The organism is Pseudomonas sp. Eqa60 (assembly GCF_018326405.1).
Lineage (GTDB): Bacteria > Pseudomonadota > Gammaproteobacteria > Pseudomonadales > Pseudomonadaceae > Aquipseudomonas > Aquipseudomonas protegens.
The window spans coordinates 3,528,183-3,542,215 of sequence record NZ_AP024342.1 but is presented as its reverse complement, the minus strand read 5'-3'; the positions used below and the strand labels follow the sequence as shown (position 1 = coordinate 3,542,215).

Genomic DNA, 14,033 nt, shown 5'->3' with positions numbered 1-14,033 from the left:
GTTTCATCGTTCACTCCTGTCCTGCGCCGGTGAGGGCTGCAGAAGGACGGTTATTGTTGTTATGTCTTCCTCCGCCGAGGAAGAAGGTGGGCTGATTACAGCCCTCAAACGCGGTGCTGACAAATCATCCCTGACACTTGAATTGATACTTTTTTGCACTGGCCCGCCAAAGGGCCATTGGCTTGGGCAGACGTTCTGCGGGACTCGCTAGCGCTTGGGCCTGTTCGCGGCCTTGCAGATGCGTATTGGTTTTGGCCGGCAGGAGGGGCTACCACTTAGCCCAAAGCCCACTGGCTTTTTCCCGGTCACTGCCTAAGATGGCCATCCCAGGATTGAGTAAACCGTTGGCCGCGATGTCGGAAAAAGACACCATTTCCATGCAACTGGTGCGCGAGGCACTGCTGCAAAGCTGCGCCCCGGGCGCCGCCACCGATGAAGTGCTGCACAAGGTCGGGATCGACCCGGCGGGCCTGCAGCAGGGCACGGCGCGGGTGCCGGCCAGTGCCTATGCACGGCTCTGGCGCCTGCTGGCGCGGCGCCTGGACGATGAGTTCTTCGGCATGGACCCGCGCCGCCTGAAGTCCGGCAGCCTGGCCTTTCTCTGCCGCTCGGCCATGGCCCAGCCGACCCTGGCCAGCGGGCTGGACTCGGTGCTGGGCTTTCTGACGCTGATGTTCGAGCGCATGCCGGCGCAGCTGGTGCACCAGCAGAGCCTGGCGGAAATCGTCCTGCTGGAGGATGAACACGAGCCTAGGCGGGCCTTTACCTACTTCACCTACTGGATGATTGTCCACGGCGTGGCCTGCTGGTTGGCGGGCCGGCGCATTCCGATCCTGGCCATCGAGCTGCGCGGCCCGCAGCCGGATTTCTGCGACGACTACCGGGTGATGTTCTCCGACAACCTGCGTTTCGAGCGGCCGCGCACGCGGATGATCATCGCCGCCGACTGCCTGGACCTGCCGATCAAGCGCAGCGAGGAAGAGCTCAAGCGCTTCCTGGCCCATGCCCCGGCCAACATCCTGGTCAAGTACCGCGACCCCGAGAGCCTGGCCAGCCGCATCAAGCAGCAGTTGCGGCAACTGCCAGGGGAGCAGTGGCCCGAGAGCGAAAGCCTGGCCCAGAGCCTGTGCATGTCCGCCTCGACCCTGCGCCGGCGCCTGGCCGAAGAGGGCCAGAGCTACCAGGCACTCAAGGACAGCGTGCGCAAGGAACTGGCGATTGTCTGGCTGGCCGAGCCGCAGATCAGCTTTGCCGAGATTGCCGGGCGCCTGGGGTTTGCCGATACCAGCTCGTTCTACAAGGCCTTTCGCAAATGGTCCGGTTCCAACCCCGGGCATTACCGCAGCCTGATCCTCAACGACCCGCACCTCTCGTAGGAGCCGGCTTGCCGGCGAAGAGGCCCGCAAGCCTTGTACCGCCCGAGACAACGCCTTCGCTGGCAAGCCAGCTCCTACACAGGCGGTAACCCCATCCCCCCGTAGGAGCCGGCTTGCTGGCGAAGAGGCCCGCAAGCCTTGCACCGCCCGGGCCGACGCCTTCGCTGGCAAGCCAGCGCCTACACAGGCGGTAACCCTCATCCCCCGTAGGAGCCGGCTTGCCGGCGAAAGGGCCCGCAAGCCTTGCACCGCTCGGGCTGACGCCTTCGCTGGCAAGCCAGCGCCTACGGCAATTTCAGGTGCCGCCGCCAACCGTGGCGGGGCGTGCTCTTGGCCAAACCGGTCACGCAACTTGATAGCTTTGACCATTGTTCCGCGAGGGCTCTGGCGCCAGTATTTCCCTGATTTTCATGAGGTTCCCATCCTAATAAGAACAGTGAGGGATTCTGGCAATGCGCAACTACCTGTCTGCTATCAAGGAATTCGATTATCAGCACACCATGGAGTCGGCCCTGGCGGGCTCGCTCTCAGCCCTCAATGCCTGTGTCGAGTGCTGCGACCGGCATGCCTTGCCCGGGCGCATCGCGCTGTTCTGGGAAGGCCGGGACGGCAGCAGCGCCAGCTACACCTTCACTGAACTGCAGGACAAGGCCGGGCGCCTGGCCAACTTCTTCCTGGCCCAGGGGGTCGGCAAGGGCGACAAGGTCGCCGGGCTGCTGCCACGCAATGTCGAACTCTTGATCACGGTGCTGGCCACCTGGCGCATTGGCGCGGTGTACCAGCCGCTGTTCACCGCCTTCGGCCCCAAGGCCATCGAGCACCGTCTCAACAGCTCCAAGGCCAAGCTGGTGGTCAGCGACGCGGTGAACCGGCCCAAGCTGGCGGAAGTCGCCGAGTGCCCGACCATCGTCACGGTCGCAGGCGCCAAGGGCCAGGGCATCGTGCGTGGCGATTTCAGCTTCTGGGCCGAGCTGGAACAGTACCCGGCCCAGTGCGAGCCCGTGCTGCTGACCGGCGAAGACCCATTCCTGCTGATGTTCACCTCGGGCACCACCGGCCCCTCGAAAGCCCTGGAAGTACCGCTCAAAGCGATTGTCGCGTTCCAGGCCTACACCCGCGACGCCGTGGACCTGCGCCCGGAAGACGCCTTCTGGAACGTCGCCGACCCGGGCTGGGCCTACGGCATCTACTTCGGCGTCACCGGCCCCTTGGGCCTGGGCCACCCGATCACCTTCTACGATGGCCCCTTCACCCTGGAAAGCACCTGCCGGGTGATCAACAAGTACGGCATCACCAACCTCACCGGTTCGCCCACTGCCTACCGCCTGCTGATCGCTGGCGGCGACCAGTTCGCCCGTTCGATCAAGGGCCGCCTGCGTATCGTCAGCAGCGCCGGCGAGCCGCTCAACCCCGAAGTCATCCGCTGGTTCGCCGAACAACTGGGCGTGGTGATCCACGACCACTACGGCCAGACCGAGCTGGGCATGGTGCTGTGCAACCACCACGGCCTGGAGCACCCGGTGCATGTCGGCGCCGCCGGTTTCGCCTCGCCGGGCCACCGCATCGTGGTGCTGGATGAGCACTACCAGGAACTGGGCGTCGGCCAGCCGGGGATTCTGGCCATCGACCGCAGCCGGTCACCCATGTGCTGGTTCGCCGGTTACGCCGGGGTGCCGACCAAGGCCTTTGTCGGCAACTACTACTTAAGCGGCGATACCGTGGAGTTGAACCAGGACGGCAGCATCAGCTTCGTGGGCCGCAGTGACGATGTGATCACCACCTCCGGCTACCGGGTCGGCCCGTTCGACGTGGAAAGCGCGCTGATCGAACACCCGGCCGTGGTGGAAGCGGCGGTGGTGGGCAAGCCCGATCCGGAGCGCACCGAACTGGTCAAGGCCTTCGTGGTGCTCAGCGAGCAGTACCGCGCCACCGATGAGCTGGCAGAGGAGTTGCGCCAGCACGTGCGCAAGCGCCTGGCGGCTCATTCCTACCCCCGTGAAATCGAATTTGTCAGCGAATTGCCGAAGACCCCAAGCGGCAAATTGCAGCGCTTTATCTTGCGCAACCAGGAAATCGCCAAGGCTCAAGAGGCCGCGGCGTCAACAGCTACCGCATGAACAGGATTTGAATGATGGACATTGCAAACCAGGTGTTTCTCGTCAGTGGCGGCGCTTCCGGCCTGGGAGCCGCCAGCGCCGAAATGCTGGTCGCCGCCGGCGCCAGGGTGATGCTGGTGGACCTCAATGCCGAGGCCGTGGCGGCCAAGGCCCAGCAGTTGGGCTGCCAGAGCGTGGTGGCCGACATCAGCCAGGAAGCCGCGGCCGAAGCGGCGGTGCAGGCCACGGTCAAGGCCTTTGGCGGGCTCAACGGCCTGGTCAACTGCGCCGGCATCGTGCGTGGCGAGAAAATCCTCGGCAAGAACGGCCCCCACGCCCTGGCCAGCTTCAGCCAGGTGATCAACGTCAACCTGATCGGCAGCTTCAACCTGCTGCGCCTGGCAGCAGCAGCCATTGCCGAAAGCCCGGCCAATGCCGATGGCGAGCGCGGGGTGATCATCAACACGGCGTCCATCGCCGCCTTCGACGGGCAGATCGGCCAGGCGGCCTACGCCGCCTCCAAGGGCGCCATCGCCAGCCTGACCCTGCCGGTGGCCCGGGAGCTGGCACGCTTCGGCATCCGGGTGATGACCATCGCCCCGGGTATTTTCGAAACCCCGATGATGGCCGGCATGAGCGACGAAGTGCGGGCCGGCCTGGCCGCCGGCGTGCCATTCCCGCCACGCCTGGGCAAGCCCGCCGAGTACGCCGCGCTGGTGCGGCACATCATTGAAAACAGCATGCTCAACGGCGAGGTGATCCGTCTCGACGGCGCCTTGCGCATGGCCGCCAAGTAAGGAGGATTCATCATGTCCATTGCCCAAGATCCGATTGTCATCGTCAGCGCCGTCCGTACCCCCATGGGCGGTTTCCAGGGGGACCTCAAAGGCCTCAGCGCGCCGCAACTGGGGAGCGAAGCCATTCGCGCCGCAGTCCAGCGCGCCGGCATTGCACCGCAGGCGGTCGAAGAAGTGCTGTTCGGCTGTGTGCTGTCCGCCGGCCTCGGCCAGGCCCCGGCCCGTCAGGCAGCCCTGGGCGCCGGCCTGGACAAGGGCACCCGCTGCACCACCCTGAACAAGATGTGCGGTTCCGGCATGGAGGCCACCATCCTGGCCCACGACATGCTGCTGGCCGGCAGTGCCGAGGTGGTGATCGCCGGTGGCATGGAAAGCATGTCCAACGCCCCGTACCTGCTGGACCGCGCTCGCAGCGGCTACCGCATGGGCCACGGCAAGGTGCTGGACCACATGTTCCTCGACGGCCTGGAAGACGCCTACGACAAGGGCCGCCTGATGGGCACCTTCGCCGAGGATTGCGCCGAGGCCAACGGCTTCACCCGCCAGGCCCAGGACGATTTCGCCGTGGCCTCCCTGACCCGTGCCCAGCAGGCGATCAAGGATGGCCTGTTCAAGGACGAGATCGTTCCCCTGCAGGTGATGGTCGGCAAGGAGTCGAAGCTGATCAGCGACGACGAGCAGCCGCCCAAGGCCAAGCTGGACAAGATCCCCACCTTGAAACCGGCGTTCCGCGACGGTGGCACCGTGACTGCGGCCAACTCCAGCTCGATCTCCGACGGCGCCGCGGCCCTGGTGCTGATGCGCCGCTCCGAAGCTGACAAGCGCGGCCTCAAGCCCCTGGCAGTGATCCACGGCCACGCGGCCTTCGCCGATACCCCCGGGCTGTTCCCGGTGGCCCCGGTGGGTGCCATCGAGCGGCTGATGAAGAAGACCGGCTGGTCGTTGAACGAGGTCGACCTGTTCGAGATCAACGAAGCCTTCGCCGTGGTCAGCCTGGTCACCATGAGCAAGCTGGAAATCCCCCACGCCAAGGTCAACGTGCACGGCGGCGCTTGCGCCCTGGGCCACCCGATCGGCGCTTCCGGTGCGCGGATCCTGGTGACCCTGCTGTCGGCCCTGCGCCAGAAAGGCCTCAAGCGTGGCGTGGCCGCGATCTGCATCGGCGGTGGTGAAGCCACGGCCATGGCCGTTGAATGCCTGTAACGAGGAATCCCGATGTTGCCCAATGACGAACAACTGCAGATCAGCGACGCGGCCCGGCAATTCGCCCAGGAGCGCCTCAAGCCTTTCGCCGCCGACTGGGACCGCGAGCACCGCTTTCCCAAGGAAGCCATTGCCGAGATGGCCGAGCTGGGTTTCTTCGGCATGCTGGTGCCCGAGCAGTGGGGCGGGTGCGACACCGGCTACCTGGCCTATGTCATGGCCCTGGAGGAAGTCGCCGCCGGTGATGGCGCCTGTTCCACCATCATGAGCGTGCACAACTCGGTGGGCTGCGTGCCGATCCTCAAATTCGGCAACGATGACCAGAAGGAACGCTTCCTCAAGCCCCTGGCCAGTGGCGCCATGCTCGGCGCCTTCGCCCTGACCGAACCCCAGGCCGGCTCCGATGCCAGCAGCCTGAAGACCCGGGCCCGCCGCGACGGCGACCACTATGTGCTCAACGGCTGCAAGCAGTTCATCACCTCCGGGCAGAACGCCGGGGTGGTGATCGTGTTCGCGGTCACCGACCCGGCGGCCGGCAAGCGCGGCATCAGCGCCTTTATCGTGCCCACCGACTCGCCGGGCTATAAGGTCGCGCGCATCGAGGACAAGCTCGGCCAGCACGCCTCCGACACCTGCCAGATCCTCTTCGAGGATGTGAAGGTGCCGCTGGCCAACCGCCTGGGCGAGGAGGGCGAGGGCTACAAGATCGCCCTGGCCAACCTTGAAGGCGGGCGCGTGGGCATTGCCTCGCAATCGGTGGGCATGGCCCGGGCCGCATTCGAAGCGGCACGGGATTACGCCCGTGAGCGCGAAACCTTCGGCAAGCCGATCATCGAGCACCAGGCCGTGGCCTTCCGCCTGGCGGACATGGCCACCCAGATCGCCGTGGCGCGGCAGATGGTGCACTACGCCGCGGCCCTGCGCGACAGCGGCAAGCCGGCGCTGGTGGAGGCCTCGATGGCCAAGCTGTTCGCCTCGGAAATGGCCGAGAAGGTCTGTTCCGCGGCCTTGCAAACCCTGGGCGGCTATGGCTATTTGAGCGACTTCCCGGTGGAGCGGATCTACCGCGATGTGCGCATCTGCCAGATCTACGAAGGCACCAGCGACATTCAGCGCATGGTCATTTCGCGCAATCTCTGACTTTTAGCAGGAGCTGATTCATGAGCTACGAAACCATTCTGTTGGACATCAAGGGCCGGGTCGGCCTGATCACTCTCAACCGCCCCCAGGCGCTGAACGCCCTCAATGCACAGATCGTCGGCGAGGTGAACCAGGCCCTGGATCGCCTGGAAGCCGACCCGCAGATCGGCTGCATCGTCATCACCGGTTCCAAGAAAGCCTTCGCCGCCGGTGCCGACATCAAGGAAATGGCCGAGCTGCGCTACCCGCAGATCTACCTCGACGACCTGTTCAGCGACAGCGACCGCGTGGCCAACCGGCGCAAGCCGATCATCGCCGCGGTCAACGGCTTCGCCCTGGGCGGCGGTTGCGAACTGGCGCTGATGTGCGACTTCATCCTGGCTGGCGACAACGCCAAGTTCGGCCAACCGGAAATCAACCTCGGCGTGCTGCCGGGCATGGGCGGCACCCAGCGCCTGACCCGCGCGGTCGGCAAGGCCAAGGCCATGGAAATGTGCCTGACCGGGCGTTTTATCGACGCCGTGGAAGCTGAGCGTTGCGGCATCGTCGCACGCATCGTGCCGGCCGATGAACTGGTGGAAGAAGCCCTGAAAGTGGCAGCGGTGATTGCCGGCAAATCGATCCCGGTGAGCATGATGATCAAGGAAAGCGTGAACCGCGCCTTTGAAGTCAGCCTGTCCGAGGGCGTGCGCTTCGAGCGCCGGGTATTCCACGCCGCCTTCGCCACCCAGGACCAGAAAGAAGGCATGGCCGCCTTCATCGCCAAGCGTGACCCGCAGTTCAAGGATCAGTAACCGCAGCGTCCTAGCCACGTAGGAGCTGGCTTGCCAGCGAAGGCGTCCCCGAGGGCAGCGCATGACTCAGGGGCCTGCTCGCCGGCAAGCCGGCTCCCACGAGGGAACAGCCAAAAAAAATCGCAGCCGGGGCTGCGATTTTTTGTTTTCGGCGTCAATGCCTACAGCTGGTAATGCTTCAACTCGCGAGCGATCAGCAGGCGCTGGATCTCGCTGGAGCCTTCGTAGATCTGGGTAATTCGCGCATCGCGGTAGTAGCGTTCCACCGGATAGTCTTCCAGGTAGCCGTAGCCGCCATGGATCTGCATGGCCGAGGAGCAGACCTTCTCGGCCATTTCCGAGGCGAACAGCTTGGCCTGGGAAGCCTCCGACAGGCACGGCTGGCCCGCGCTGCGCAGGCGCGCGGCGTGGAGGATCAGCAGGCGGGCGGCATTCAGGCGGGTGTGCATGTCGGCCAGCAGGTTGGCGATGCTCTGGTGTTCGATGATCGGCTTGTCGAACTGCACCCGCTCCCGGGCGTAGGCCAGGGCGGCTTCAAAGGCGGCGCGGGCGATGCCCAGGGCCTGGGCGGCGATGCCGATGCGCCCGCCTTCGAGGTTGGACAGGGCGATGGCCAGGCCCTTGCCCCGTTCACCCAGCAGGTTGGCCTCGGGGATGGTGCATTGGTTGAGGGTCACGGCGCAGGTGTCGGAGGCGCGGATGCCCATCTTGTGTTCGGTGCGGTCGACGATGAAGCCCGGGGTGTCGGTGGGCACCAGGAACGCCGACAGGCCTTTCTTGCCCAGTTCCGGGTCGGTCACTGCAAAAACGATGGCTAGCTGGGCGCGCTTGCCGTTGCTGACGAACTGCTTGGCGCCGTTGATTACCCACTGGCCGTCCCGCAGTTCGGCGCGGGTGCGCAGGTTGTGGGCTTCGGAGCCGGCCTGGGGTTCGGTCAGGCAGAAGCAGCCGATGGCTTCGCCAGCGGCCAGGCGCGGCAGCCATTGCTGCTTTTGTTCCTGGCTGCCGTAGTTGAGGATCGGCCCGCAGCCCACCGAGTTGTGGATGCTCATCAGGGCACCGGTGGCGCCGTCGCCGGCGGCGATTTCTTCCACTGCCAGGGCATAGGCCACGTAGTCCAGGTAGCTGCCGCCCCATTCCTCGGGAACCACCATGCCCAGCAGGCCCAGTTCGCCCATCTTGCGCACCAGGCCATCGTCGATCCAGCCGGCCTTTTCCCAGGCCTGGGCATGGGGGGCGATTTCGCCTCGGGCGAAGTCCCGGGCCATGTCGCGGATCATCACTTGCTCTTCGGTCAGTTCAATGTCGTGCATGAGTTCAGCTCCCGCTGCCGTCAAAACCGCTGAAGAAGCTCGCCACCCGATCGGCGTCGAGGGCCGCCAGGGTGGGCGGATTCCAGTGCGGAGTCTTGTCTTTGTCGATGATCAGGGCGCGTACGCCTTCCATCAGGTCGCCACGCTCGAACCACTGCCGGTCCAGGTGCAGTTCCAGGGCGAAGCATTGTTCCAGGCTCAACTGGCGGCCGTGGCGCAGCATTTCCAGGGTCACGGCCATGGCCAGGGGAGAGCGGGTTTCCAGCAGGTCGGCGGTGCTGCGCGCCCATTCATGGCTGTCGGCAATGGTGACGGTACGCAGTTGCTCGACGATGCTGGGTACGTCCGCCTGGGCGAAGAAGTGATCGATGACCGGGCGCAAGGCTTGCAGGGGCGCATCGGGCAGGGTCTGCACCGCGAGCCTGGCCAGCAGGCCTTGCAGGTCCTTGAGGGGCGAGTCGCTCCAGTGCAGGCGGTCCAGGCGCTGGTTCAGCAGGTCCAGCTTGCTGCTGTCCAGGTGCCAATCGGCCAGGCCGCAGTACAGGGCATCGGCGGCGCGGATCTGCACGCCGCTGACTCCGAGATAGATCCCCAGCTCCCCGGGTATGCGCGACAGGAAGTAACTGCCGCCAACATCCGGGAAGTAACCGATGGCCACCTCCGGCATCGCCAGGCGGCTGCGCTCGGTGACTACCCGCAGGTCGGCGCCTTGCACCAGGCCCATGCCGCCACCCAGGACAAAACCGTCCATCAGCGCCAGCACCGGCTTGCGGTAATGGTGGATGGTCAGGTCAAGGGCATATTCCTCGACGAAGAAGTCTTGGTGCAGGCTGTCGCCGCTGTGGTAGCTGTCGTACAGCGAGCGGATATCGCCGCCGGCGCAGAAAGCCTTGTCCCCCGCGCCACGCAGGACGACGGCGTGGATCAACGGATCCTGGGCCCAGTGGTCCAGGTGCTGCTGCAAGGTGCGGACCATCGACAGGGTGATGGCGTTGAGGCCGGCGGGGCGGTTTAGGGTCAGGTAGCCGATGTGGTTGCGCACCTCGACCAACACTTCGTCCGGGGTGGCGTCGGGGGCCCGGCTCGCCTGGGATGAAACCTGAGCAGTCATCACTAACTCCCTGCTTTTATTGTTTTTTATATGAGGCTCGCGCGCGAGCATCGGCGGATCGTAGCAGTGCAAATTTGCCAATTACAACCCGGAAAGCTGCAGGTCGACTGTGCATTTTTGCATGACAAAAAAACACCCCCTGGCCTTGCGCAACCGCTCTGGACCAAGGTGTAGAGCCTTGACGACAGAATCGGCTGTGAAATAGCCGTGATCAGCCGATCCCGGCTGTTTCAGGCGCCCCTTACGACACCTGGGCCACTTCGGCAGTTGGCATTCTGGCGCTCCGTTGCAGCGTAGACCGCGGCGACCAGGAACGGGTTCGGCTCTGCGCGCCAAACCCGGCCAATAACAACAAGAACCCGACTGCGGCGACCCCGCATCCACTCTCTGCCCCTGTCACAAGTGGGGCCTGGCATTGCTGCCGGGCCGCTATAAATCCAAATAATCCGGGACTCTGAAGATGACTAAACACTGGCTGGCTGTGCCGTTACTGGCAATTGCGTGCGTTTCCATGGGCGTCAGCGCCAAGGAATGGAAAGAACTGCGCTTTGGCGTCAACCCGAGCTATCCGCCCTTTGAATCCACCACAGCAGGCGGCGGCGTGCAGGGCTTCGGTGTCGACCTGGGCAACGCCATCTGCGCCGAGCTCAAGCTCAAGTGCGTGTGGGTCAGCAACGACTTCGACGGCCTGATCCCGGCACTCAAGGCCGGCAAGTTCGACGCCATCGAGTCCTCCATGACCGTTACCGATGCGCGGCGCAAGCAGATCGACTTCAGCGACCGGCTGTACGCCGGCCCCACGGCCATCGTCACGCGCAAGGGCTCGGGCCTCGAACCCACCGGTGAATCGCTGAAGGGCAAGACCCTGGGCTACATGCAGGGCACCGTCCAGGAAACCTACGCCAGGGCCAAGCTGGGCCCGGCGGGAGTCAAGCTGCGGGCCTACCAGAACCAGGACCAGGTCTATGCCGACCTGGTCTACGGCCGGCTGGACGCCTCGATCCAGGACAAGCTGCAAGCGCAGATGAGTTTCCTCGCATCGCCCCAGGGCGCCGACTTCGAGAACAGCGTCGGCATCAGCGACCCTCTGGTGCCGTCGGAGATCGCCATTGGCCTGCGCAAGGACCAGGACGAGCTCAAGGCCATGCTCAATGGCGCCATCCAGGCGCTGCATGAGAAGGGCATCTACGCCCAGATCCAGCGCAAGTACTTCGGCGACCTCGACCTCTACAACAACTGATCGCCCACGGCGGGCCCCGGGACTGTTACCCAGTATCCCGGGCCCGGCCGTGGCCCGAGCAAGGTGATTGGCGTGAATACCTTTCTGACTCTGTTGGGCCTGGACCTCGAGGTCCTGCAAGGCTATGGGCCGCTGTTGCTGCACGGCGCCTGGATGACCCTGAAACTCTCCGCCCTGGCGCTGCTGGTGAGCATGCTCCTGGGGCTGCTGGGGGCGGCGGCCAAGCTTTCGCCGCTGCGCCTGCTGCAGATCCCGGCGACCTGCTACACCACCTTGATCCGCGGCGTACCGGACCTGGTGCTGATGCTGCTGATCTTCTACAGCCTGCAGGGCTGGCTCACGGCCCTGACCGAACTGCTGGACTGGCCCTATATGGAGATCGACCCCTTCGTGGCGGGGATCGTGACCCTGGGCTTCATCTACGGCGCCTATTTCACCGAGACCTTTCGCGGGGCAATCCTCAGCGTGCCCCGGGGCCAGCAGGAAGCCGCGGCGGCCTTCGGCCTGAGCCGCATGCAGCGCTTTCGCCACGTGGTGTTCCCGCAGATGATGCGCTTCGCCTTGCCGAGCCTGGGCAATAACTGGCTGGTGCTGCTCAAGGCTACGGCGCTGGTGTCGATCATCGGCCTCACCGACCTGGTCAAGGTGGCCCAGGAAGCCGGCAAGAGCACCTTCAACATGCTGGATTTCCTGCTCCTGGCGGCGGCCCTGTACCTGCTGATCACCAGCGCTTCGAACCAGCTGCTGCGGCGCCTGGAACGGCACTACAACCAGGGCGTGCGAGGGCTGTCGCGATGATCGAACTGATCCAGGAATACTGGCGGCCGTTTCTGTTCACTGACGGCGAGAGCCTTACCGGGCTGGCCATGACCCTGTGGCTGCTGGTGGCCAGCCTGGCCATGGGGTTTGTCCTGTCGCTGCCCCTGGCCATTCTGCGCACCTCGCACTGGGCGCTGCTGCGCTGGCCGGTGCAGCTGTTCACCTATGTGTTTCGCGGCACGCCTTTGTACATCCAGCTGCTGATCTGCTACAGCGGCCTGTACGGCATCGCCGCGATACGCCAGCAGCCGTTGCTCGAAGCCTTCTTCCGCGATGCCATGAACTGCACCTTGCTGGCCTTCACCCTGAACACCTGCGCCTACACCGTGGAGATCTTCGCCGGGGCCATCCGCAGCATTCCCTATGGCGAGATCGAGGCAGCCCACGCCTATGGTCTGAGCGGCTGGCGCCTGTACTGGCGGCTGATCCTGCCTTCGGCCTTGCGCCGGGCGCTGCCGTACTACAGCAACGAGGTGATCCTCATGCTGCACGCCACCTCGGTGGCCTTCACCGCCACCATCCCGGACATCCTCAAGGTGGCCCGGGACGCCAATGCCGCCACCTTCATGACCTTCCAGGCCTTCGGCATCGCCGGCCTGTTGTACCTGGGGCTGTCCTTCGGCCTGGTGGCGGCCTTCCGCCTGGCGGAGCGGCGCTGGCTGAGCTTCCTCGGCCCGGCTCACTGACGCTCCTTTCCTCTTTTTCCTATCCAGAACCTTGCTGCCAGCGGCGGGGTTCCAGGAGTCTGCGATGTACAAATTGACCGTTGAAAATCTCTACAAGCGTTTTGGTGACAACGAGGTGCTCAAGGGCGTCTCGTTGAAGGCCCGGGCCGGAGACGTGGTGAGCATGATCGGCGCCAGTGGCTCGGGCAAGAGCACCATGCTGCGCTGCATCAACTTCCTGGAGCGGGCCGATGCCGGGGCCATTGCCCTGGACGGCGAGGCGATTGTCACCCGCGAGGCCCCTGGCGGCATGCAGGTGGCCAGCCCGGCCCAGTTGCAGCGCCTGCGCACGCGCCTGGCCATGGTGTTCCAGCACTTCAACCTGTGGAGCCACCTCAGCGTGCTGGAGAACATCATGCTGGCGCCGTGCCGGGTGCTGGGCATTGGCCGCAAGGAGGCCGAAGCCAGTGCCCGGGCCTACCTGGACAAGGTGGGCTTGGCGCAACGGGTGGCCGAGCAGTACCCGGCGTTCCTGTCCGGTGGCCAGCAACAGCGGGTGGCGATCGCCCGGGCCCTGGCGGTGGAGCCGCAGATCCTGCTGTTCGACGAGCCGACCTCGGCGCTGGACCCGGAACTGGTGGGGGAGGTGCTGAAGGTGATCCAGGCCCTGGCCGAAGAGGGGCGGACCATGCTCATGGTCACCCATGAAATGAGCTTTGCCCGACAAGTGTCGAGCCAGGTGTTGTTCTTGCATCAAGGGCGGGTCGAGGAGCAGGGTAGCCCGGCGATTCTCGACCAGCCGCAGAGTGAACGTTTGCAGCAGTTTCTATCCGGCCGTTTGAAGTGAGGGAAGACATCCATGGCGGACATCCGCGACCTGTCGATCGTGCTTGACCGAATCGACCAGGCGATCATCGAGGTTCTGCGCCACGAAGGGCGCATCACCTACCAGAAACTCTCCGAGCGCGTGCACCTGACCCCCAGGCCGTGCCTGGAGCGGGTGCGCAAGCTGGAGCAGCTCGGGGTCATCCGTGGCTACGGGGCCATCCTCGACGAAAAGAAACTCACCCCGGGGCTGTCGCTGCTGGTGCTGGTGGCCTTGTCCAACCAGAGCGGGCGGGCGGCGCAGAAAGCCTTCGAGGCCAAGGTCCGGGCCTGCCCCCAGGTGCTGGAATGCCGGCTGATCAGCGGCGCCTTCGACTACAGCCTGCGCATGCGCTGCCGGGACATGGAGCACTACCGGGTGCTGACCGAAGTCTGGTTCGACGACCCGGATCTGCACATCGACAAACTGGTCAGCCACCCTGAACTGGCGATGGTCAAGACCGGCATGGAATAACCCCCTGTACGCCCCCCGCCGCAGGAGCCGGCTTGCCGGCGAACAGGCCCGCAAGCCTTGCACCGCTCGCAAGATCGCCTTCGCTGGCAAGCCTGCTCCTGCAGGTCGCATATCGATGTTTTCAGGAGGTGCGAAATCGG

Annotated in this window: 13 protein-coding genes; 11 read left to right on the top strand and 2 right to left on the bottom strand. The window is 65.0% G+C overall.

Annotation, left to right across the window (positions count from 1 at the left end; genetic code table 11):
- Nucleotides 1-353 precede the first annotated feature (353 nt).
- From KI242_RS16120 to KI242_RS16095, 6 genes are all read left to right on the top strand, one after another.
- Entirely contained in the window at nt 354-1,376 is a 1,023-nt protein-coding gene (locus KI242_RS16120) for an AraC family transcriptional regulator (RefSeq protein ID WP_041120647.1), read from the top strand.
- A 452-nt stretch (nt 1,377-1,828) separates the two neighbouring features.
- Nucleotides 1,829-3,493: an AMP-binding protein gene (locus KI242_RS16115; RefSeq protein WP_015635658.1), complete on the top strand. Its 1,665-nt coding sequence runs from the start codon at nt 1,829-1,831 to the stop codon at nt 3,491-3,493.
- A gap of 14 nt (nt 3,494-3,507) precedes the next feature.
- Nucleotides 3,508-4,269 carry an SDR family NAD(P)-dependent oxidoreductase gene (locus KI242_RS16110; protein ID WP_011061354.1) on the top strand — a complete coding sequence of 254 codons (762 nt, stop codon included), beginning with the start codon at nt 3,508-3,510 and terminating at the stop codon, nt 4,267-4,269.
- 12 nt (nt 4,270-4,281) lie between these two features.
- The gene (locus KI242_RS16105) at nt 4,282-5,472 is read left to right on the top strand and encodes an acetyl-CoA C-acyltransferase (RefSeq protein WP_011061353.1); all 1,191 of its coding nucleotides are present in this window, start codon (nt 4,282-4,284) and stop codon (nt 5,470-5,472) included.
- Nucleotides 5,473-5,484: 12 nt separating this feature from the next.
- Nucleotides 5,485-6,612: an acyl-CoA dehydrogenase gene (locus KI242_RS16100; RefSeq protein ID WP_011061352.1), complete on the top strand. Its 1,128-nt coding sequence runs from the start codon at nt 5,485-5,487 to the stop codon at nt 6,610-6,612.
- 20 nt (nt 6,613-6,632) lie between these two features.
- Nucleotides 6,633-7,406 (top strand): enoyl-CoA hydratase, encoded by a 774-nt coding sequence (locus KI242_RS16095; protein WP_053158597.1) that lies wholly within the window; start codon nt 6,633-6,635, stop codon nt 7,404-7,406.
- Between the two features lie 161 nt (nt 7,407-7,567).
- On the opposite strand, the gene KI242_RS16090 is transcribed toward KI242_RS16095, so the two are convergent.
- Nucleotides 7,568-8,719 (bottom strand): acyl-CoA dehydrogenase family protein, encoded by a 1,152-nt coding sequence (locus tag KI242_RS16090; RefSeq protein WP_011061350.1) that lies wholly within the window; start codon nt 8,717-8,719, stop codon nt 7,568-7,570.
- 4 nt (nt 8,720-8,723) lie between these two features.
- On the bottom strand, nt 8,724-9,830 hold the full coding sequence (locus KI242_RS16085) for an enoyl-CoA hydratase/isomerase family protein (RefSeq protein WP_053158594.1): 1,107 nt from the start codon (nt 9,828-9,830) through the stop codon (nt 8,724-8,726).
- 460 nt (nt 9,831-10,290) lie between these two features.
- Between KI242_RS16085 and KI242_RS16080 the strand changes: the two genes are divergently transcribed.
- The 5 genes from KI242_RS16080 to KI242_RS16060 all read left to right on the top strand — a co-directional run bounded on the left by KI242_RS16080 (nt 10,291) and on the right by KI242_RS16060 (nt 13,893).
- On the top strand, nt 10,291-11,070 hold the full coding sequence (locus tag KI242_RS16080) for a transporter substrate-binding domain-containing protein (RefSeq protein WP_053158591.1): 780 nt from the start codon (nt 10,291-10,293) through the stop codon (nt 11,068-11,070).
- A 72-nt stretch (nt 11,071-11,142) separates the two neighbouring features.
- The gene (locus KI242_RS16075) at nt 11,143-11,868 is read left to right on the top strand and encodes an ABC transporter permease subunit (protein ID WP_011061347.1); all 726 of its coding nucleotides are present in this window, start codon (nt 11,143-11,145) and stop codon (nt 11,866-11,868) included.
- Nucleotides 11,865-12,575, top strand: coding sequence for an ABC transporter permease (locus KI242_RS16070; protein ID WP_011061346.1), 711 nt, complete (start codon nt 11,865-11,867; stop codon nt 12,573-12,575). Before KI242_RS16075 ends, KI242_RS16070 begins: the two co-directional genes overlap by 4 nt.
- A gap of 64 nt (nt 12,576-12,639) precedes the next feature.
- On the top strand, nt 12,640-13,401 hold the full coding sequence (locus tag KI242_RS16065; protein WP_053151704.1) for an ATP-binding cassette domain-containing protein: 762 nt from the start codon (nt 12,640-12,642) through the stop codon (nt 13,399-13,401).
- Between the two features lie 12 nt (nt 13,402-13,413).
- On the top strand, nt 13,414-13,893 hold the full coding sequence (locus tag KI242_RS16060) for an Lrp/AsnC family transcriptional regulator (RefSeq protein ID WP_011061344.1): 480 nt from the start codon (nt 13,414-13,416) through the stop codon (nt 13,891-13,893).
- Nucleotides 13,894-14,033 lie beyond the last annotated feature (140 nt).

Coding starts and splice junctions, on each gene's coding strand:
- KI242_RS16120 (WP_041120647.1), top strand. CDS start 354: ATGTCGGAAAAAGACACCATTTCCATGCAACTGGTGCGCGAGGCACTG.
- KI242_RS16115 (WP_015635658.1), top strand. CDS start 1,829: ATGCGCAACTACCTGTCTGCTATCAAGGAATTCGATTATCAGCACACC.
- KI242_RS16110 (WP_011061354.1), top strand. CDS start 3,508: ATGGACATTGCAAACCAGGTGTTTCTCGTCAGTGGCGGCGCTTCCGGC.
- KI242_RS16085 (WP_053158594.1), bottom strand. CDS start 9,830: ATGACTGCTCAGGTTTCATCCCAGGCGAGCCGGGCCCCCGACGCCACC.
- KI242_RS16065 (WP_053151704.1), top strand. CDS start 12,640: ATGTACAAATTGACCGTTGAAAATCTCTACAAGCGTTTTGGTGACAAC.
- KI242_RS16070 (WP_011061346.1), top strand. CDS start 11,865: ATGATCGAACTGATCCAGGAATACTGGCGGCCGTTTCTGTTCACTGAC.
- KI242_RS16100 (WP_011061352.1), top strand. CDS start 5,485: ATGTTGCCCAATGACGAACAACTGCAGATCAGCGACGCGGCCCGGCAA.
- KI242_RS16095 (WP_053158597.1), top strand. CDS start 6,633: ATGAGCTACGAAACCATTCTGTTGGACATCAAGGGCCGGGTCGGCCTG.
- KI242_RS16090 (WP_011061350.1), bottom strand. CDS start 8,719: ATGCACGACATTGAACTGACCGAAGAGCAAGTGATGATCCGCGACATG.
- KI242_RS16080 (WP_053158591.1), top strand. CDS start 10,291: ATGACTAAACACTGGCTGGCTGTGCCGTTACTGGCAATTGCGTGCGTT.
- KI242_RS16060 (WP_011061344.1), top strand. CDS start 13,414: ATGGCGGACATCCGCGACCTGTCGATCGTGCTTGACCGAATCGACCAG.
- KI242_RS16105 (WP_011061353.1), top strand. CDS start 4,282: ATGTCCATTGCCCAAGATCCGATTGTCATCGTCAGCGCCGTCCGTACC.